Annotated in this window: 16 protein-coding genes; 5 read left to right on the forward strand and 11 right to left on the reverse strand. The window is 65.1% G+C overall.

The window, feature by feature from the left end; all coding sequences use genetic code 11:
- Positions 1-162: 162 nt before the first annotated feature.
- From IPL75_22145 to IPL75_22155, 3 genes are read right to left on the reverse strand one after another with little or no spacing between them, the layout of a single operon-like run.
- Positions 163-2,958, reverse strand: coding sequence for a CHAT domain-containing protein (locus IPL75_22145; GenBank protein ID MBK9242898.1), 2,796 nt, complete (start codon positions 2,956-2,958; stop codon positions 163-165).
- A gap of 9 nt (positions 2,959-2,967) precedes the next feature.
- The gene (locus IPL75_22150) at positions 2,968-4,350 is read right to left on the reverse strand and encodes a DUF1501 domain-containing protein (GenBank protein MBK9242899.1); all 1,383 of its coding nucleotides are present in this window, start codon (positions 4,348-4,350) and stop codon (positions 2,968-2,970) included.
- 2 nt (positions 4,351-4,352) lie between these two features.
- Positions 4,353-6,314, reverse strand: a complete 1,962-nt coding sequence (locus IPL75_22155) for a DUF1800 family protein (protein ID MBK9242900.1) — start codon at positions 6,312-6,314, stop codon at positions 4,353-4,355.
- 68 nt (positions 6,315-6,382) lie between these two features.
- Here IPL75_22155 and IPL75_22160 point away from each other — a divergent pair, with 68 nt between their 5' ends.
- Both IPL75_22160 and IPL75_22165 read left to right on the forward strand, forming a co-directional pair.
- Positions 6,383-7,432 (forward strand): hypothetical protein, encoded by a 1,050-nt coding sequence (locus tag IPL75_22160; protein ID MBK9242901.1) that lies wholly within the window; start codon positions 6,383-6,385, stop codon positions 7,430-7,432.
- Positions 7,433-7,490: 58 nt separating this feature from the next.
- Entirely contained in the window at positions 7,491-8,513 is a 1,023-nt protein-coding gene (locus tag IPL75_22165) for a zf-HC2 domain-containing protein (protein MBK9242902.1), read from the forward strand.
- A gap of 139 nt (positions 8,514-8,652) precedes the next feature.
- Here the strand turns inward: IPL75_22165 and IPL75_22170 are convergent, their stop codons facing one another.
- The 6 genes from IPL75_22170 to IPL75_22195 form a co-directional block, all read right to left on the reverse strand.
- Positions 8,653-9,615, reverse strand: a complete 963-nt coding sequence (locus IPL75_22170; GenBank protein ID MBK9242903.1) for a c-type cytochrome — start codon at positions 9,613-9,615, stop codon at positions 8,653-8,655.
- Positions 9,608-9,760, reverse strand: coding sequence for a hypothetical protein (locus IPL75_22175; protein ID MBK9242904.1), 153 nt, complete (start codon positions 9,758-9,760; stop codon positions 9,608-9,610). Before IPL75_22175 ends, IPL75_22170 begins: the two co-directional genes overlap by 8 nt.
- Positions 9,757-10,995 (reverse strand): cbb3-type cytochrome c oxidase subunit II, encoded by a 1,239-nt coding sequence (locus IPL75_22180; GenBank protein ID MBK9242905.1) that lies wholly within the window; start codon positions 10,993-10,995, stop codon positions 9,757-9,759. The genes IPL75_22175 and IPL75_22180 overlap by 4 nt, the downstream gene beginning before the upstream one ends.
- On the reverse strand, positions 10,992-12,365 hold the full coding sequence (locus IPL75_22185) for a cbb3-type cytochrome c oxidase subunit I (protein ID MBK9242906.1): 1,374 nt from the start codon (positions 12,363-12,365) through the stop codon (positions 10,992-10,994). Before IPL75_22185 ends, IPL75_22180 begins: the two co-directional genes overlap by 4 nt.
- Positions 12,365-13,045, reverse strand: coding sequence for a hypothetical protein (locus IPL75_22190; GenBank protein ID MBK9242907.1), 681 nt, complete (start codon positions 13,043-13,045; stop codon positions 12,365-12,367). The genes IPL75_22185 and IPL75_22190 overlap by 1 nt, the downstream gene beginning before the upstream one ends.
- A gap of 85 nt (positions 13,046-13,130) precedes the next feature.
- Entirely contained in the window at positions 13,131-14,363 is a 1,233-nt protein-coding gene (locus tag IPL75_22195) for an amidohydrolase family protein (protein MBK9242908.1), read from the reverse strand.
- Positions 14,364-14,400: 37 nt separating this feature from the next.
- Here IPL75_22195 and IPL75_22200 point away from each other — a divergent pair, with 37 nt between their 5' ends.
- The 3 genes from IPL75_22200 to IPL75_22210 all read left to right on the forward strand — a co-directional run bounded on the left by IPL75_22200 (position 14,401) and on the right by IPL75_22210 (position 17,419).
- The gene (locus IPL75_22200; protein MBK9242909.1) at positions 14,401-15,372 is read left to right on the forward strand and encodes a pyridoxal-phosphate dependent enzyme; all 972 of its coding nucleotides are present in this window, start codon (positions 14,401-14,403) and stop codon (positions 15,370-15,372) included.
- A gap of 83 nt (positions 15,373-15,455) precedes the next feature.
- Positions 15,456-15,830: a hypothetical protein gene (locus tag IPL75_22205; GenBank protein MBK9242910.1), complete on the forward strand. Its 375-nt coding sequence runs from the start codon at positions 15,456-15,458 to the stop codon at positions 15,828-15,830.
- Between the two features lie 287 nt (positions 15,831-16,117).
- Complete coding sequence (locus tag IPL75_22210) at positions 16,118-17,419, forward strand: NAD(P)-binding domain-containing protein (protein ID MBK9242911.1); 1,302 nt, start codon at positions 16,118-16,120, stop codon at positions 17,417-17,419.
- 51 nt (positions 17,420-17,470) lie between these two features.
- Here the strand turns inward: IPL75_22210 and IPL75_22215 are convergent, their stop codons facing one another.
- The gene (locus tag IPL75_22215; protein MBK9242912.1) at positions 17,471-18,913 is read right to left on the reverse strand and encodes an NAD(P)/FAD-dependent oxidoreductase; all 1,443 of its coding nucleotides are present in this window, start codon (positions 18,911-18,913) and stop codon (positions 17,471-17,473) included.
- A complete protein-coding gene (locus tag IPL75_22220) occupies positions 18,910-20,478 on the reverse strand; it encodes a DoxX family protein (GenBank protein ID MBK9242913.1) in 1,569 nt (522 codons plus the stop codon). Before IPL75_22220 ends, IPL75_22215 begins: the two co-directional genes overlap by 4 nt.
- Between the last annotated feature and the right edge of the window lie 16 nt (positions 20,479-20,494).

Raw genomic sequence — 20,494 nt, forward strand, 5'->3', positions numbered from 1 at the left:
AGGCCCGCTTGGACTTCGTCTGTTTGGACGAGCTGCGCGCGACGATGAACATCATGACTGCGGCCGGAATGATAGCACGACGTGCTGCCGGGTCTGAAGACCCGGCCTCCGTAGACACGGCCATTCCTCGGAGGCCGGGTCTTCAGACCCGGCAGACATGCTCTAGTGATTCGCCATGACGATGAAGCCGGCCCAGTAGAACGGGTGGCGATAACGCGGGTCTTTCATCAGGGCGAGCGCTGAGCCACGAAGTGACTCGGCCGCTGAAGCGGAGGCGGCTTTGGGCGCGAGCAGACGCTCGTGCAACCCAATCATCAGGGCCGTGGTGCTCGCCGAGTCCACTTCCCACTGGCTCACTACCGCGGTCGAAGCGCCGGCGGCGAACAACGCCCATGACAGTCCGATCACCCCTTCTCCACCACCGACTGCACCACTCGCGGTCTGGCACGCCGAGAGCACCACCAGATCGGCCGTGATCTCGAGATCGAGCAACTCCCACGCCTCCAGGCGGCCGTCGGTGCCGTCTCCGGATTTGTCGGGCGCCATCAGCAGGTGCGAATACATCGGGCTGCGATCGTCGAGCACTCCGTGCGTGGCGATGTGCAGGACGCTCGCGTTCCGGACAGCCGCTCGCAGTGTGCCTTCGGTGGCCGCGCTGCCCAGAAACACCGCGCTGCGATTGGCCCCGTACAGCCGCTCCAGTGCCTGCACTTCTCGAGCGGCCTCCGGTAAGCGCTCGGGCAAACCAGGAGTGGCGCCATCGGGGGCAAGCGCAGGATCGCCCAGCGCCAACAGCCGGGGCTCTCCGCCAACCCTTCTGGCGCGCCGCTCGCGCAACGCGATGAGCGCCGATAGCGAGGGCGTATACGACACCGCGCGTTCCTCGACCAGGAAGGTGTCTCGCGGTGTGAGCAGTGCCTGAAAAGGCACGCGCCAAAGCGCGTGGTCCGGTACGACGATGAGGTGGCTGACGCCGGAGAGCGATGTATCGAACGCGCCCAGCAGCGCCGAATAGAGCTGGCCAGACGTGGCAGCAAAGCCGAGGTCGCGCCCTGACACCTGATTCGCGAACCGGTCCGCCAGCGTGAGTAGCTGGTCGGTTGTCGTCTCAAGTTGCTTCGCGGTGACCACGGGACCATCAGGCCCGGCTTTCACCAGATAGGCCCACGCACTCTCTGGTTGCACCACCAGCTCGAGGACTGCTGTGCCCGGTGTCAGGATCGCCGCGAGTTGGCCTCGCGACAAAATGGGTGCGTCGCCGCGGATGATCCGCAGATCCGGGTTGGCTCCGTAGAGTTCGGCTGTGAACGCTTCATGGGCCAGACGGGCCGCAGCCAGATCGGCCTCGAGCGCGGCTATGCGAGCGGCGTCTGGTGCCCGTTGCTGACGCTCGGTGGCCGCCTCAACGCCCAAGGCCACAATCACATTGCTGAGGCGCCGCTCCTTGTCGCGTTCAGCCGCCGTCATCGTTCGGGTGGGCTGGCGGCCGGCGGCCAGGATATCGAGCAGGGTGCGGGCGCGGGCACGTTCCACGGCCATGAGCGCGTCAAACCCGCGACCGGCTCTGGCGTGCAGGGCCGCGACGCTGAGGTAGGCCCCGACGCGTTCCGTCATGAAGACCTGGCGGGCCCGCTCGCCACCGACAGTTCGCGTACGAAGCGTTTCTGCCGTGGTGATACCGGCCTCATAGGACGCGATCGCGGCATCGGTACGCCCCAGGGCTTCGTGAATCTGGCCCTGAAACAACTGGGCCCTGCCCAGATGAGCCAGCAGGCGGGAGGACGACGCCATCTGCATCGCTCGCGCGATGTACGGCTCGCCTTCGCGGGCGCGGCCCTCGATCAAAAGCAGACTCGCCATCTCGGACAGGCTCTCCACAAGACCGGCCACATCGCCGCTGCGTTCCCGCAGCTCGAGGCTGCGTCGCTGCAGCGTTTCCGCCTCGGCGAGTTTTCCCTCGTCGCGACTGAGGGTGCCCATGTTGTAGAGCAGTGTCGCGACGGTGCCGGAATCGTCCGACGCCTCGGCCATGGCCAGCGCACGGTCAAAGGCGGTTCTTGCAGGACCGGGCTGGTTGAGGTTGGCGTGCGCGCGACCGATGTTGTTCCAGGTCGACGTGGCGGCCGGCGCGACCCCGACCTTTTCGATGAGCGCGAGTGCCCGTGTGTAATAGGTCAGCGCCTGCGGATAGTCACCCAGTTCGTCGTACTGGCCGCCAATATTGTTCAGCGTGTTCGCAATATCCAGTGTGCCGCGGCCCCCGTCGTCGACCTTGAGGTCAAGACTGCGCGAGAAGTAGTCGTGGGCCAGCCGCGCGTTGCCCAGGCTGGAGTGCATCAGCCCGAGATTGTTGTAGACGCGCGAAATGGCAATGGGCCGCCGAAGTTGTTCGGCCAGAGCCAACGCACGGTCGAACGACGCCTGAGCCGACTCAAAGTCGCCCAGGCGCCGCTGCACGATGGCGAGGTTTGAGATCACCGGTTGCAGGCCGGCCGGGTCTCCAATGGCCTCGGCCACCTGGAGCGCCTCTGTGAGGTGCGACTGCGCGCTGGCGAGGTTGCCTCGTTGACCGTCCACGCTTCCGAGCCCGGTCAGAGCCGACGAGCGCGAACGGGGATTATTCGTCGCTGTCGCAAGCCACAGGATCGCCCGGTACGCGCGTTCGGCCGCCGGGTACTCACGAAGGGTCAGCAGACTCAGCGCGTGCTCGAAGAGAACCGGGCGCGCCGGCTCGCCGGCCAGCTCCGGCGCCTCCTTGAGCACTGCGGCGCGGCCGTCGTCAGAGGGCGCCGCAAAGAAGCGCGTGATGACTGCCGTGAGGGCGGCCGACGCGTCAACCGGCCCCTGGGCGGGCGGCGCAGCCGACTGCGCGCCCAGTGTCGGATGCCCGGCACAGAGGACCGCAGCAAGGCACACGGTGGTCGTAAGCAGGCGAGTCGTGGAGTGTCGCACCCACATCAGGGTAGCTTACGGCGTGATCGCGGGCTGCATGAAGCCGATGTCACTGACAGGGAACTTGGCCAGGTTCGGGAAGGCCCCTGCGAGATCCACAGGAGAGGCGCCAAACCACTTGCCGAGAGTGGCGCCGAACTGTGCTGTGGAAATCGTGGGAATCCACACGCCGCGATCGTTGGCGTCGTCAGGCCCGCCCAGAGCGAGGGTGGGCAGTGCGCCGTAGACTCCGCCCTTCACGGCGCCGCCCAGCACAATCTGGTGGCTGCCCCATGCGTGGTCCGACCCACTGCCGCTTGGCTGCAATGTGCGGCCGAACTCCGATTGCGTAAACGTGGTGACTTGCTGGATCAGGTTCGCATCGCCAATGGCGTTGTGGAAGGCCTGCAGCGCCTGGGAGAGCTGCGAGAGCAGGTACCAGTGCGTCCAGTCCTGAGAGCTGTGCAGGTCGAACCCGTCCATCGAGCAGAAGAAGACCTGGCGCCCTGGACCCATGGCCGACCGGACTTTGACGAGCCGCGCCACTTCCTTGAGCTGGTTGCCGATCGATGTGCCGGGGAACACAAGGCCGGCGTCGGAACCAGCGCTGGCTGCAAGAGTGTCCGCGAGCTGCAGACCGTCGGCCATGGCCTTGTTGGCCGCCTTGCGCAGCGGGTGGCCGCCGTCGATCAGGAGCATGTTGTCCACGGCCTGCCGGCGTTGCAGCGCCTCGTTCTCAGGCCAGAAACTCATGCCGCCCAGTTGCAGGTTCGCGCCTGGCGGAATCACATTGCCACCGGCATTTTGTCCCTGCAGGAACAAGGCATGCTGCGAGACGGAGACGGCCCCGAGACTGTCGGATTGGCCGAAGCAATCAAGCAGGCGGCCGCCCCAGCCGTACCCGTCTGCCGTCGGCATGCCCGTCTGCGCCTGCACCGTCTGGTCGGAATGTGAAAACAGATTCGTTGGCGCCGCCTGCCCTGCCAGAAACCCCGCGCGCGTGAGTGGGCTCTCGAGCAAACCCATGTTCAACACAAAGGCCAGATGGCCGCTCTCATAGAGTGGGTTCATCTCGGCCAGCCCATAGTGCATGGCCCATGGGTTGCCTCCGGCATCGGCAATGGGTGACAGCAACTCGCTTCCTGTCAGGGCGAGGCCGCCGCGCAGGTTCTCGTACTGCGCCCGCCGCGTCGCGTCGAGCGGTACGATCATGTTGTTGCCGTCATTGCCGCCGAACAAGTACACGCAGACGAGCGCCTTGTAGTCGGTGAGCGCTGCAGTGGAACGCGCCTCGGCTGCAAACAAGGAGTGCGACCTGCGCAGGCCCGTACCAAGGCCGGCCAGGCCCAGCGCTGCGAGCTGCGCACTGAGCTTGAGGAAGCGACGACGATCCGGGGTGTTCTGGTGTGAATGTGCCATGGTCACTGGACTCCAAAGTGCACCACGAACTCATTGGAGATCGCGGTGAGATACAACGTGCCCAACGCCCGCTGCTTCAGGTCTGACGTCGCCTGAGCGGCCGCCAGCAGAACCTGCCGCAGCTCCTGCGACATTCGGCCAAACAACAGCGTTTGATTAACCTGTTCGACCAGAACTGCGGGATTACCGGCAAGCGCCGTGAAGGGCGCGAGGTTCACCGGGAATGAAGAACTGAACTGGCTGTTCAGAATCTGGTAGATGAAGTTGGCGCGCTGGATGGAAAGTGCCGGCCCATACAACTGGAACTCCGGTCCGAATTTCGTGGGGTCACCCGGCAGCGGCGCCAGCGGCGAGTAATAGCCGAACACCGTGGTTGGCGTCAGCACCGACTGGCCCAGGTTGCTGAGCACGTACATGAACTGGTTCGGATTCGCTGCCGTCAGGCCAAGCGCTCGAGAGAGGCCGGCCACATGCAGGATCGGATCGCGCAGCCGGCCGTCACCGGCCCCTGCCAGCGCCGCATCCGGATCAGTCAGGATCGCCACAAGGACGGCTTTCAAATCGCCCCTGACGCCCTGGCCGTTATCAGCGAAGACTGTCGCGACCCGCTGGATGTACGCCGGCGTCGGGTTGCTGGTGACGAGCGATCGAATCAGCCGCGTGGCCAGGAACGGCGCGGCGTTGGGATGCGTGAACACGGCATCAATGACGTCTTCCAGGTCCTTCGTGACCGACTGCCCGGCCGGAAGCGTGATGCCATTAAACAGAGTCTTCGCGCCGGCGTCGTGACGCGTCGGCCTGGGCTCCATCAACCCGACAAAGTAGTCCTGATTGCGCGACTGAGGCTGTTGGCCTGGTTGTGTGGGATACGTCCAACCGGAGAGAGCGCGCGCGACATTCTTGAGAACGGTCTGGTCGTACGTGGGAATCAGCTGCCCCGCCGCGTCCTTCTTGAAGGTCCCATCCATGTTGAGCTGATACAACCCGATGGTGAACAACTGCATCAGCTCGCGCGGGAAATTTTCGTTGGGCGCGTTGCCGCCGGAGCCAAGACTGTTCGCCAGGTCCAGGTACTTGCCCATGGACGGGCTCAGCGTCATGTCTCGCAGGATCGATCGGTAGTTGCCGAACGCGTGATCCTCAATCAGGCGCACCCACGGAATGACTTCGTACCCATTGACCAGTTTGTTGGTGGACACCACCAGCATCTGACCGAGCGCAAACGCCATGCGCTGGCGCAACTGATCCTGGCCGTTCGCCATCTTCAGAAACATCGCGGAACGAAGCTGATTCGTATCGAGGCCATCGGCAATGCCGCCGGCCGGAATCTGGAACTGTTCCGCCAGCCAGCGATTGACGCCCTTCGCCTTCACTGCCGCAAACTCCGCCGGGGTCGGCCCGAACGTGGCCTGCTGCAGCAGACGCTCTGACGTGGTCGCGTCAGTGGGTGACGCCTGCGGCAGCGTATCGCCTGACAACGGCGGAATCGGCGACGGCAACGGCGTCGGTTCAAACGACGGCGTCGGTGGTGGTGGTGGCGGAGGAGGTGGTGGTGGCGGAGGAGGGGGCGGAGGCGGTGGTGGCGCCGGCGCGTCCACCACCGTGATGGTGTAACGCGCCTTCTCGGTCCAGACCTGGTAGACGATGATGTCGATCTTCGTCCTGCCGTCGCACACCCAGGCTCGTGCTGTGGCGCCACTCGCCGTCAGGCTGCTCGCGACATACATCCGGTGGATCGCCGGGTACGTGAGGGTGGCCGTCACCGGAACGGAGCACGCAGACGTCCTGGGAATGGTGTAGCTCTTGATCGCGGGATCAAACGCCGGGCTCAGATTCGCCACGGTCAGGCTGGTCAACATCCCGGTCTGGGCCGACGACGAACCGGCCATCACCGCAAGCACCAGGACAAGTGTGGCGGTCATCGTACGCACACCATCCCACACCACAATTCGAAGTTGCCTCATGCGATATGCCTCTCCCTCGGGTATGACGCGAAAGAGGCCGCCGTATTACCATCCGTGCAACTCATCCCATGTGCGCGACCGTTAATCCCCGACCGAACGATCCCCGGCTGACGGCGTTTCTTGACGCCATCCCGGATGTGGATGCGTGGCGGGCGCTCGACGCACTTCTCTCCGGCGATGTCGGCGCGGCTTCGCGCGATTCGGTCGCACAGCGACTTGCGCGGTCGAGCCGAATGGCCCATCAGATTGACGATGTGCTGGCAGAAGTACGGCTGAAGCTCACACGAAAACTGTGGTCGCTGCGTGCCGGAGTGGGAGAGCCCATCGAAGACATCCTGGCCTACAGCGTCACGGTGTCGGCACACTGCTGTCACGCGCTCATGCGACAGCAGTTCCCGGAACGCACGCGGCTACGCAACCGGTTGCGGTACGCACTGACACATCATCCAGACACCAGGCTTGAGGAGGACGCGCACGGACTCTGGCGATGCCGGGCCACCTCCGCCACATTCGCTACAGCGGCCACGAGCTCACACCGCACGCAGGCGCTGCTCGAAACGCCGCAGGCCTTCGCCAGCGATCACCTCGTGGACCCGGCGGCCGCGCTCCCGGCCCTGGCGGCTGCGTTGCTGACGGCCTGTGGCCAGCCTGTGGACTTCGATCGATTCGTTGATGCCATGGCCGTTCTGCTCGGCGTGTCGGACGCACAGCCCGTCACCAGCGCGACCGATCCGGGCGCTGCGGACCGGCTTGGCCAGGTGGCGGACCCGGCGCCGGCCATCAGCGCCGTGCTCGAACAACGTACCGCTCTGCAGGACGTGTGGAAGGAACTGGTTGCGCTTCCTCCGCGGCAACGCTCGGCCCTGCTACTGAATCTGCGCGACCCGGACGGCGGCGCCATCCTCCAGTTACTTCCCGCCACAGGAGTCGTCTCGATGGCAGAAATTGCCGCGGCCCTCGAGATCCCGGAACGTGACCTGGCACGTTTGTGGCCGGACCTTCCGCTTGATGACCTGTCGATTGCCGCTCGCATGGGCATCACCCGGCAACAAGTGATCAACTTGCGGAAATCCGGGCGAGCGCGTTTGGCGCGCCGTTTGACGGGGGATCGATCGTGACTACCAAAACGGTAATATCGATTTCGATTTTGCGTCATGTGCTGCAGAAGGAGTCGTTGTGACTGAACCGCGCCGCTCTGCACCGCTTGATCCAGATACGGTGGCCCAAACCCTCTCGGCCACACTGACAGCGGCGCCCGATGACTTCGACCACCCGGGCCACGAACATCTCACCGCCCTTGTGGATGGACAGTTGGATGAGGCGGACCGCGAATGGGTGGAGAATCACGTCGAACACTGCCGAATCTGCAAACAGGACGTGGCCGATCTCGCGGACGTCGCGAAGCTGATTCCGAAGCGGCGTTCATGGATGACGCCGGTGTTGGCCTGGGGCGCTGCGGCAGCAGGCGTTGGGATGGTCCTCTGGTTTGGATGGCCGACTCCCAAGCAGGAGACCGCGGTACCGGCAGAGGCATCGACCGCGGCCACGGACACTTCGCCTCCTCCGCCTGCTGCGCCAGCCGCACCTTCGACGCCTGCGATCCTGACTCCGGACGAGAGTAACGACGTCGCACTGGCGCTCGAGTCAGGCCGGATGGAGTTTCCCCGTCATGCAGCCCTGCTGCGCGGACACGCGGGCACGTTACTTGGCACTGCGGAAGCTGAAACGCCGGCGGGACTCACAACACCAGTGGGCACCAGTGTCATCGACGCGCGCCCTCTCTTCTCGTGGACGCCGGTCGACGGTGCCACCGCGTACTCGGTGGCGGTCTTCGACGAGCGGTTCAGGGAAGTCGCCTCAAGCGGCCGGCTCGACACGACCTCGTGGACGCCCCGCAGAAACTTGCCGCGTAACCGGATACTGGCGTGGCAAGTCACGGCCCATCGTCCCGAGGGCGAGGTCGTCCGCCCTGCCCCGCCACAACCAGAAGCGCGCTTCTTTGTGCTCAGCCTGGCGGCTGTGTCGGCGGCCGAGGCCGATCGCACTCGACTGGCCACCGAACCCGTCGCGCTCGGGCTGGCGCTCACGAAGGTCGGCCTGTTCGACGACGCGCAGCGAGCATTCGAAGGCGCGCTGTCAGACGCGCGCTACAAACCGGCGCAGGTGCGCGCGCTGCTCACACGCCTCCGCGCGCGATAGGGCGCCTTAACGTCGCAGCGCCGATTTTTCTTCGTAGCGCGCGCTGGGTCTCAAGCGCGCGGAACACCGCGGCCTTGAGACCCAGGCCGCGCTACGAAATCCAGGAGCCGGAGGCCGGGTCTTTAGACCCGGCAATTCGCTATTTTTTTTTGTAGAACGCTTCGATTGGCGCGAAGGGCCCGAAGCGATGTTGCTCGGCCGGGAACGGGTCGGCATACGGACCGTACGGAGAGTCCACCGGCTTCGTTGATCGATCGGGATAGTCCTGCTCAAGCCGACTGCCGGACATCTGCGGCCGCGGCTTGGAATTGATGTACGCCGCCACATCAAACGCCTCATCGTCAGTCAGGTCGGGGCGGCCAAACGGCATGCGGGCCTTGATGAACCGTGCGGCCGTGAGGACGCGCCCCATCCCAGCCCCGTTGTTGAAACTGTCGTCGCCCCAGAGTGGCGGAAACACGTAGCCGCGCCGTGGATCCTGCGAGGCCAGCATGCCCAGGCCGTCGCCGCCATGGCACACACGGCAACGGGCCTCGAACACCTTCTCCCCGTTCTCAAGCGACGCGGCACGCGCGGGTGTGCGAAGCGCGGGTGGCTCGAGTACTACCCGCAGCGCCGGGCTGGTGGCCACCCATCGATCGTTGAGCGATCGGATGTAGGCGACCATGGCATTCATCTCAACGCCATCACGCGGCAACTTGCGCCCGTTCATGCTGCGTTCCATGCAGCCGTCGATGCGTTCCTTGAGGTCGGCCTCTTTGCCGTCGCGTCCAGAGAAACGTGGATATTTCGTGAACGACTCGGTCAGCGACAACATGCCGGGCTGCATACCCGTATCGAGGTGACACGACCCGCAGTTGAGCCGGCTGTTCATGAATCGCCGCTCGGGATCCGGATTGTCCGGTCCGAGCAGCCACGACGTCTGCGCAATCAGCCGGCGGCCGTACTCTTCAGTCGGCGCCGGTACGTCGTCGGGCACCTGGCGCCGTTGCTGGCTGAGCACGAACCACGTGCCGACAATCGCCATGACGGCGACCACCGATGACACCGCCACGACGACGGTCCAGCCTGAGCCGGGGCGTGGGGATTGTGGGTCAGTCATCGGATCGATCGTAGCGTTGAACATTCTCGAGGAACAGGTATTTCGGGCGCTCGATCCTGGCGCGCAGGTCGGGCCGCAGCACCCAGGCGGCCACAAACACGACAGTGAATCCGCACGACAGATACACGATGATGTCGGTGATCATCTGCGGCCTTTGTAGAACTCTCGCACGTAGTGGGCTACGGCCGTCAGCTCATCGTCTCGCAACCGTGGTGTCCAGGGTGCCATGGCGGTGCCATCGATCCCGTTGCGCAGGACGCGGAGTGCCTCATCGAACATCGGCGTCTGGCGCGTCAAATCCGCCGGAGCGATGGTCAAGCCCCTGGCCGCGGTGCCATCTCCGGCACCATCGGTGCCGTGGCACTGTGCGCAGTTGGCGGCGTAGACCCGCGCACCAAGATCACGTTCGGCGGCCGTGGGCCTAACCTGATCCTCGCGCAGGGGATCGGGCGGCACACCAGGGACCGTGATTCGCTGCAGGTGTGCCACCAGGGCCGAGAGTTCCTCAAGGGACCGATCGCGCCATGCCGGCATGGCCGTGCCTGCGACGCCGTTCCATAACACTTCCGCCAGGCGGTCGGCCTGATATGAGTGCAGGGCCAGGTTCGCCGGTCGTGGGCGCAAGCCGCGCGCGCCGGCCCCATCGCCGACGCCGTTGGGGCCGTGGCAGGCGGCGCAGTGATTGGCGAACAAAGTGGCACCGAGCACAGGGTCGCCATTGGGCGATAAGGCCGGAACCTCGCCCGTCCGACGTGCGCGGCCCGGGTGGGCATTCAGCGCGGGCGATGCCACGGACAGCGCGCGATGACTGTGCGCGGCCGCGGCTGAACGAACCTCGCCCTCTGGTCCGGCGAGTTCACGCGCGCGCCCAAGCGTCTCGAGGTACGCGACCAGGTCGCGCGCGGATTGGCGCGGGCGATCGGGACCACCGTCAAAGAGCTGCCGGTACGCGGGCATGACGGATGCCGGCACCACCGAGCGAGGGTCGTAGAGGTGCGTCAGGTGCCAGTCTTCAGGTCGTGTGCCGCTGGTACGCGCCAGGTCCGGGCCGATGCGTCGCGTGCCCATCATGTGCGGAGTGTCGCCCCGGGTCTCCCACGCAAGGGTGGGCGCACCGAACCTTGTGACATCCGCATCTGTGAATCGCACCTGCTGGGAGTGGCAGTAGGCGCATCCTTCGCGAGCATAGACCGCGCGCCCGCGTTGCTCGCTGGCGGTGAGGGCAAGGGCACGCTCAGGTCCTGAGACGCGCGCCTGTTCGGCCAGTTTCCGTGCAGGCCACACGCCCAGCCACGTTGCCGACAGAATGAAAAACGCCACGCCTGCCACACTCGCGGCCAGGTACGACATGCGGAGCACGGGTCCCGGTTGCGTGTTCACGGGGCCACCTCCGCGTGCACGGGCGAGCGCGGACCGGTGGTCAGGCCCACGAGGAACGCGATGAACCCGCTCGCGATCGGAATGGCCGACAGCGTGCGCACGATCCAGTACGGTCGGGCTGCGTCGAGTGAACTCGTCCACGGCGCGCCCATTTGCCACAGTTGCGCCTGCAACAGTCCCGCGATCGTGAGGTCCACCACCATCAACATGAGGCCGCCGAACAGCAGCCAGTAGGCCCACGTCATGGCGCGCGCATTGAAGCGGGCGCCGGGAATGTGCGGCCATACGTGTGCGAGGCCGCCGGCCGCCGCAAACGTCGCGAAGCCGAGCATGGCGAGGTGCGAATGGCCGATGACCCAGTCGGTGAAATGCACAAACGCGTTCACGGACATGAACGCCTGCATCGAGCCCTGAATGCTGACCACCAGGTAAAACAGCGTGGACATCACGACAAAGCGCAGGCCAGTGTCTTTCGGGAACGCGCCGGCGCCGTGCAGCGACAGCAGCAGGTTGGCCACAACGATGATGACGGTGACGCCGAGCAGCGCTGACGCGGTGATGGCCGTCACCTGCGTTTCCATCGGAATGATGGAGAGTACGTAGTGATGGGTGCCGTTGAGTGGATACAGGAAGAACAGCAGCCAGAAACCAAGCATCGACAGGAAGTGGCTGAAGATGGGTTTGCCGGTGACGGCCGGAATCACGTAGTAGAGGATGGCCAGGGCCAGCGGCGTGACGAACAAGCCCACCGCGTCATGAATCCACAACCCGCTGAACGCCGCGCCGGCAGCGCCGGGCACGAACTCCGGCACGATGTTTCCCATTGGATAGGCCAGGACGGTGAAGACCAGCGCGCCAATCACGTACCAACTGGACACATAAAGGGAATCAAGTCCGCGCGAGAAAAATGGCGGCACAAACTGCACCACAGCCATCACGAGGCCGATGACCACCACCGCATCCACCACCAGCGGGAACTCCGCCCACTCGAGCGGCTGGCTCACACCCGACAGCACAAGCACCCATCCGGGAAACATCACGGCGACGTTCCAGAGGGCAAAGAGCCATTGTCCCAACCGCGGGCTGGTCACGGGTCGTCCGGTCAGCCGGGGTACGGCGTGGTAGAGGAAGGCGAAGAAGGCGTTGGCGAGCCAGCCGAACATGATGCCCTGCGTGTGCGCGTACCGCAGGCGGCCCCAGCTCAGCCACGTCGTATCGGCGCCCAGGTCAGGCGCCCACAACTGGATCGAGATGATGATGCCGAACGTGACCGAGAGCAGGAGTGTGACCAGCGCGGCGATGCCGTGCGCAAACACGAGGCTCGATTCAACCGGCGCCCGCCCGGTCGCTGGCCGGGTGACCTGATTCATCAGCCGACGTGGAGGAGGCTGTAGCCGTACTCCTGCGCGCGTGTGACGGCCACCACACCGGCAGCCATGATGTGGGCGTTGGCGATCGTGTTCTCGGACAGTTCCTTCAGCACCGCTTCACTGTCATTACCTCGTCCCGCGATCATGCCGGCCAGACGCCGCGTCGCCAGGCCGCACACCGCGAAGTGCGCGCCCCGCTTGATCAGGCCATCCAGGGCCGGCCGCTCACCGGTATTGCGCGGATTGGCCTTCGGTTCCGCGCCGGTGGGGTCTTTGTATTCAGACCCTTCCGCGAGTTGCTTGCCGTACTTCGCCCACATGGCATTGTTGAAGGCGAAGCTCGTGGCAGAGTGGCGAAGGCACAACACCATCGCCAGGTCGACGTTTTCGATCTGATATCCGGTGCGGCTCGCGTTGTAGATATTCGTGGCATACGCGATGCCCCACGTCGAGCCCTCGGCCGACGTGACGTCGAGAATCACACGATGTTTGCCTGGGAGCTTGTCGAACCACTCATCCTGCGCATGACGCGCCGGCTGAAACGGCGTCGCCGGCTGTGCCGCCTGCGGCGGGGTCGCAGCTGCGTCGGCATCCACACGCGTGCTCCCGAGCGCCACACCCGCGGCCGCAGCACCGACTCCAGACATCCACGCCCTGCGATCGAGTTTCGACTTCTTCATGTGCACTCCGTCTCGGCTGAAATCATAGCCGAAGGGCGGGCCAAGCCCCATTGCCTCATTGCCTCATTGGCCCATTGGCCCATTTCTACTTCGGCCATCCCGTTTGCGGCAGCCCTGGCGTGATGCGGAGTGCGTTGCGGTAGTAGATGTCCTTGAGCACTTCGTCGGGCAGGTCGAGGCCGTACAGCTTCCAGAACGCGTGGTAGTCGCGGTAGTAGTCGAAGTAGTCGTCCTTCGTCTCGAGTACGCGCCAGTAGTAGGGATACTCCTCGGGCTGGTACGAGTCTTTGCCAAAAAGGATGCGGTTGCCGTACTTGAGCAGGAAGTCGTGCGCCACGCGCGGCTGGCGGCCGAAGTCGTACAGCACCGCGCCCAGTTCGGCATACAGATTGGGCATCGCGTCGAACATCTTCGCGAGCCGACCAAGGTCGTTGCCGTGCCAGCCCAGGTGGGCTGCGACGAACTTCGTCTTCGGGTGTCGCTTGAACAACCGATCGCGTTCGGCCATCAGCGTTTCGAATGCCGGGAAGCGATCGGACGGATAGGCACGGCCTGGAAACAGGGACAACTCGAGCCAGCGCTCGTTGAACATGTCGATCGGCTTGAAGAACTCAGGCGGGTCTGCCGTATGGATGAACACGGGAAGGTTCAGACGCGCGCAGGCATCCCAGAAGGGCGCAAGCTCCGGGTCGTCCATCTGCAGGCGTGACCCGTCGGCCTTGCGGGCGCTGAGGCCAAAGCCCTTGCCGATCTCGCCCACGCCCACCGCACCCGCGGCCACATCGGCCTCAAGTTGCGCGATGGCTTTGGTGGCCCATCCCGGGCCGACGCCGTTCAGGCTCACGCCTGTGAAAATCGCCACGCGTTTGGCATAGGGCGACGCCTTCACCGTGGCCAGCGTCGTCTTCAGCCGTTCGCCCGACATGTTCTCGGCGCTCAGCATCAGGCCCACGTTCAACGCGTCCAACTCCTCAAACATCGTCTTCAGCCCGGCCGCGGAGCTGATGCGGGCGCCTGGATGACCATGGAAATCGATCGCCGGGTACTTGGCCTTCTGCACCGGATGGGCTGGCGCGATCAGGGTGGACTTGGGCCGGTAGTCCACGATGGAAGGCGCCGGTGTTGCCGGAGCCTGGCAGTTTCCGGGCCGCACCAATGTCATTCCCGCCGGGCACTGCCCGTCTGGTCCCACCGCAGCCCCACCGCGCCCACCACCCTGACGGCCGCCGGCTTGACCCTGCGCGACACCTGCCAGCGGGTGGCTGATCACAACAGCGGCAATGCCGAAAGCGAGGAACGACCGGAGGGATGTGCGCATTCGCCGATTCTACTCCTGCCGGATAGAATCGCGAATGATGCTGACGTTCTCCGATATCGAAGCTGCCGCGGCACGCCTGAAGGGCGTGGCACACCGCACACCGGTCATCACCTCACGAACACTCGACGCTCTCATAGGCGCGAAGGTGTATCTCAAAGCCGAGAACCTGCAGCGGATGGGCGCGTTCAAGTTTCGAGGCGGCTACAACGCGGTGAGTGCTCTCGGTGAAGAGGGACGCGCGCGCGGCGTCGTGGCGTTTTCATCCGGCAATCACGCGCAGGCCGTGGCGCTGGCCGCGCAACTGCACGGATGCGCGGCGACGATCGTGATGCCTGCGGACGCGCCGGCATCGAAGCTTGCCGCCACACGCGGGTACGGCGCGGAGGTCATCACGTACGACCGCTACACGGAAGACCGCGCGGCGGTCGCCCGTCAGGTCGTCGAGTCTCGCGGCGCGGCGCTGATCCCTCCGTTTGACTACTATCCGGTGATGGCGGGCCAGGGCACGACGGCGATCGAACTCATTGAAGACGCGCCCGAGCCTCTGGACGCGCTGATCGTGTGCACGGGTGGCGGAGGATTTGTGTCGGGATGTGCCGTGGCCGCTACACACCTCTCGCCGGGGATCGAGGTGTTTGCCAGCGAACCCGAACTGGGGAACGACATCAAACAGTCACTCGCGGCGGGTCACATTGTGACCATCGATGTGCCGCGCACAATCTGTGACGGCCAGCAGACCCAGTCATGCGGAACACTGACTTTCCCGATCATGCAGGCGCTGCTGGCGGGTGTGCTGACCGCGCCAGACCCGGTGGTGGTGCAGATGATGCGCTTCCTGTTCGAGCGGCTGAAACTCGTGGTGGAGCCGTCTGGCGCCAATGCGCTCGCGTCGCTCTTCCACCACCGCGATCAATTCACCGGCAAGCGCGTCGGCGTCACGCTTTCGGGTGGCAACGTGAGCGTGGAGCGCTTCGCGGCGCTGATGAGCGGGGAAGAAGGCGCCGGTTAGAGCGCAGGCCTCGGCCTTGAAGAACAGGCCGAGCTACCTACGGGAGGGCCGTCATCGGCTACAATCCGCCGGCAGGAGGCTGCATGCGATTAGGCTTGGTGGTCGGAGTTGGTGTTGCGCTGGCGCTGGGACTTTGGGTGTATTCGTCGCAGATGGACAACATGGGAAAGGCCGCCGGCGGTGGGTCACCGACGGCGATCATCGATACCGTGGCCGTCAAAACCGACCTGCTCAGCATGGGCGGCGCGATGAAGCAGCAGTTCGCGCTTGAAGGCAAGTACATCTCGCTGGAAGAGCTCCGCGCACGCGGTGTGCCCATTCCGACCAGGCGAGGCGCGTTCGAATACACGGCGGAGGTCACCGACCAGACGTTCCTCATCAAGGCGACATACATTGCGCCCGACGGCACAAAACCGCAGCCGCCACTGACGATTGGTCCAGACATGCTGGTGAAGTAGCGGCACTCGCCTGGGGGGGGGGGGCCCGGCCTCCCCCGGGGGGGGGCCCCGGCCCCCCGGGGCCCCCCCCCCCCCCGCCCCCCGGGGGGGGGGGGGGGGGGGGGGGGCGGGGGGGGGGGGGGGGGGGGCCCCCCCCCCCCCCCCCCCCCCCCCCCGCGGCCGGGGGGGGGGGGGGGGGGGGGGCCGGGGGGGGGCGCCCCGCGCCGGCCCCCCGCCGCGCCCCCCCCCCCCCCCCCCCGCCCACCCCGGGGGCGGGGTGGGGCCGGGGGGGGGGGGCGGAAGCCATCGTGAACCGCGGGAACGAACCTGTCTGCATTATTGGCGCCGGACCGGGCGGGCTGGTGATGGCGGCCGCGTTGAAAGCGCGCGGAATTCCGTTCGAGATCGTCGATGCCGGACGACAACCCGGCGGCATCTGGGACATCGACCGCGACGCGACGCCGATGTATGAGTCGGCGCATTTCATTTCGTCGCGGCGGCTGTCGGGGCTGCCCGGCTTCCCGATGCCCGAGTCGTATCCCGACTATCCGAGGCACGACCGCATCCTCGAATACCTGCGAGCGTTTGCGAAGCATCACGATTTAGCGCGTCACATCACGTTCGGTGTGCGCGTTGACTCGGCATCACGGCGTGATGAGGGCGGGTGGACGATTGCCCTCAGCTCAGGCGAGCAGCGCCAGGCTCGCGCACTTTGCGTGGCCACAGGCACCACGTGGTTTCCGAGGGTGCCCGTCGTGCCAGGCCACTTCGAGGGCGAGGCGTATCATTCGTTTTTTTATCGATCGCCCCGCGAGTTTGAGGGGAAACGCGTCCTCATTGTGGGCGGTGGCAACTCCGCGGCCGACATCGCGTGCGATGCCGCAAGACACGCGAGCGCCGCATTCATCAGCCTGCGGCGCGGCTATCACTTCATCCCGAAGTTCATCTTCGGCCAGCCGTCGGACGTCTTCGCGCACTCCGGGCCCCAATTACCCCGCTGGCTCGAGGAACGGGTCTTCGGCTTCCTGATCAACCGCGTCCTTGTGGGCGACCTCACCAAGTACGGCCTCCCGAAACCGGACCACGCGATCCTCCGGTCCCATCCGATCCTCAACACCCAGATCCTCCACCACCTGGGCCACGGAGATATCTCCGTGCGGAAGGACGTGGCGTCGCTCGACGGGAAGACTGTGCGTTTCGTTGATGGGACGTCCGAGGAGATCGACTTGATCGTGTGGGCCACGGGCTACGACAAGCCGTTCCCATTCCTGCGTGAAGAGGATCTGGACCGCAGTGGCGACGCGCTCGATCTCTACCTGAACGTGTTCCACCGGCGTCACGCTGATCTGTTCTTCCTCGGCCTGTTTGAAACCGATGGTGCCGCGTACTCGCTGGATGGCGCGCAAGCAGCCTTGGTCGCGTCTTATCTCGACCCCCAGACACCGGCGAGTGTGCGTGATGGATTCGACACGTTGCGACGGACCGACCGTCCGGACCTGCGCGGAGGCGTGCGGTACGTCGCCAGCCCTCGACACGACTACTACGTCAAGAGCGACGTGTACGAAAAGGCGCTGCGACGGGCAGGTAAGGTGCTGCAAAACGATCTCTGAGGACAAAACGACCTCTGAGGTAATTACCGTCCGCATTTAGCGGTAATTACCTCAGAGGTCGTTTTGTTTCAGAGGTCGTTTTGTCCCTAGTGCCGCCATCGCGGCCCAGTAACCACACATGCCGTGCACGCCAACGCCGGGTGGCGTTGATGACGAACACAGGTACACCCCGTCGATCGGTGTGCGATAGGGATTGAGGCTCGCCACGGGCCTTGCAAAGACTTGCGCGAGATCTGCGGCGCCGCCGGTGATGTCGCCGCCGACCAGATTCGCGTTCCGTTGCTCCAGCGCAGCCGGTCCGGCCGAGTGGCGCGTAGAAATGCAGTCACGGAATCCGGGGGCGTATCGCTCAATCTGATCTTCAATCGCCTCGGTCATGTCCACCGTGCATCCGTGTGGCACGTGACAGTACGCCCACAACGTGTGCCGGCCCGACGGTGCCCGGCTGTCATCGAACAACGTCGGCTGCACGACCAGTACATACGGGCGCTCCGGCACCGTACCGTTCCATGACGACCGCTCGCTGGACGCAATCTCCTGGAGGGTACCGCCCAGATGAAGGGTACCGGCCCGGGCGCAGTCTGTGGCGCGCCAGGGCACGGGCGCATGAAGCGCCCAGTCCATCTTGAACACACCGGGGCCGTGGCGGAACCTCTCGAGGCTCCGCCGATAACCCGCAGGAACCCGGTCCCCGGCAATCGACAACAACTGCCGGGGCGTCACATCACACAACACCACCCGCGATCGCGGGAGCTGCGCGAGCGACTCGACACGTTCGCCCGTGACGATCTCACCTCCGAGGGACTGCAGGTACGACGCCATGGCATGAGCCGCATTCTGCGACCCGCCCTTCACCACCGGCCACCCCACCGCATGCGCCGCCATGATGAGTCCGAGCCCGTAGCCGGCGGTGGCCGCGTACTCCAACGGCACGAGGCTGTGCGCGGCGGCTCCGGCGAACATCGCGCGGGCGCGAACTCCGGAGAACCTGCGGCCCGAGAACCCTTCGGCCGACTGAATGGCTTTCAACCCAAACGACGCCATCAGCCATGGGCGCTTGAGATTCAGCGGCGCGAGCAGCGCCTCCATGAGTGGCTCGAAGTGGGTCACGATCGGCGACATCAGGTCTGCGTAGGCGCGCCGGTCGGCGGCGTCAAGCGACTCTGCAGTGCGTGCAATCGATCGCTCCACCAGCACGGCCGTCCCATCGTCCAACGGATGCGCAAACGGTGTCTGCGGGTGCGCGAATTCCAGGCCGTGGTCTGCCAGCGGAAGCGTTTTGAAGAACGGCGACGCCAGAGTCATCGCAAACACCGTCGCGCACACATCGTGCGTGAACCCTGGTTCTGTCAGCACGTCCGACCGCAGGCCTCCCCCAATGGTGGAGGCTGCTTCGTACACACGAACTGAGCGTCCGGCGCGCGCCATAGTGATCGCGGCCGCCAGGCCGTTGGGGCCAGACCCGATGACGACCGCATCAAGAGGCGAGGTCACCGATTAAACGGAAGCTCCTGGATCCAGTTAAAACCACGGTTGACCAGGAGAAAGCTCTCCCGAGGGAACAGTCGCGTCTCCATCCGGATGTTCTTGCCGTTGAGCTCACCGTCGAGCACCAGGCGGTCAGGCGCAGGCTGATCAAACGCGAAGGCGCCGAGCGTCTTGGCCTGAGCACCGACACCCTGCGTCAGAGTGATTGTCTTCTTCGCCAAGTCGTACTGCGCGGGCATGCCAAACGTGGTGTCATCCATGCGCCAGAAGTTCATGGTCGTTCCCGATTGAATCACCACGCGTCTCCACCGATCGTAGTCGGTCACAAGGGGCGCGCGCTCGACGCCATCAATCGCCATCTTCTCAATCACCCAGACGCCATAAAGCGGCGGTCTCGGCGCGCCGCCGCCACGTGTGTAGAACGCCTGGTTGGCACTCTGGTAGGCGCCCCAGAAGAAGTACACGCCCAGCAGGAGCTGCGCCACAATCCCGAACTGGATCACACGGCGCCGGCGTCCGAGCGGTGGCTGCCGCGAGGGTTCTACAACCTTGTTGAACACAAACAGGTTCAGGAGCCGGCGGGCATCTGGCGCCAGTATCAGAAGTGACAGCAGGACAAGATGGAACGAGAACAACTTGACCGGCACGTCATAGGTCATGTTGAGCGTGAAGATCTGGATCGAATCCGCGAGGGACACGAGGCCGCCCAGCAGGACGGTCTGGGGAATGAACAGCAGCCCGGCCGCCAGCAGTTCCGCGAGGCCCACCACCCGCTCGTACGGAAATGACGCTCCGATCGATGCCCACAACACACCCATGGGCGAGAAGTTGCCGTACGGCTCCAACAGGCGGGTCAGCGACGGTGCGGGCATCTGAAGCGGAATGGCCTTCTGCATGCCATAACCCAGCATCGTCGTGGCCACCCCGAATCGAAGGTACACACGGAACCACTTCTGAAGCCAGACGTAGTTGTGCCTCCGGCGATCAATGACCGACCAGAGCAGAGTGACGACCGCAGAGAAGGTCAGGAGACACAGGACAAAGACCCAGTCAAACATCTTGTCGCCGCTGCCGCCGAACACCTGTAACGTCCGGTCGTCGTGGAAGACGTTCTTGATCACCCACATCACTGTGGGTTCGATTGGCGCAAACCTCTGCAGCGGCGGAATGAACGGGATGAAGTTCATCTGCCCGAGCAGGATGTACAGACCGAAGTAGACGAAGCAGAACCGGAACGCGACGCGCGTGGCCAGCCGCCACGGGGGCGCGGGCTCCACGGCGGCTACCTGGCTCGAAAGTGTGGGAACGTCCATGGTTCGCGTGAGTTTATCCGCGATTGTTGTCCCTGGGCTGAAGCCCGGGACCTCCGCGCGTCGACGACGCGCACCGAGGCCCAGTCGGCCGGACGAAACGTGGCCGCCCACGTACAGGCCGTCGGGCGTGCCCTCGGCGTGTCCGTCGCTGGTTCGCCCAGCGTCCACCGTGTCAAGGCTTCCAGCGCCACCATTCGCGATGCCCGAGGGCGTTGCGACGGCGCCGTGCAACTCGTGTGGCCTGACCGCATCCGGCATGCGTTCCGGCGACAGG

This window comes from Acidobacteriota bacterium (assembly GCA_016716905.1).
Taxonomy (GTDB): Bacteria; Acidobacteriota; Vicinamibacteria; order Vicinamibacterales; family SCN-69-37; genus SYFT01.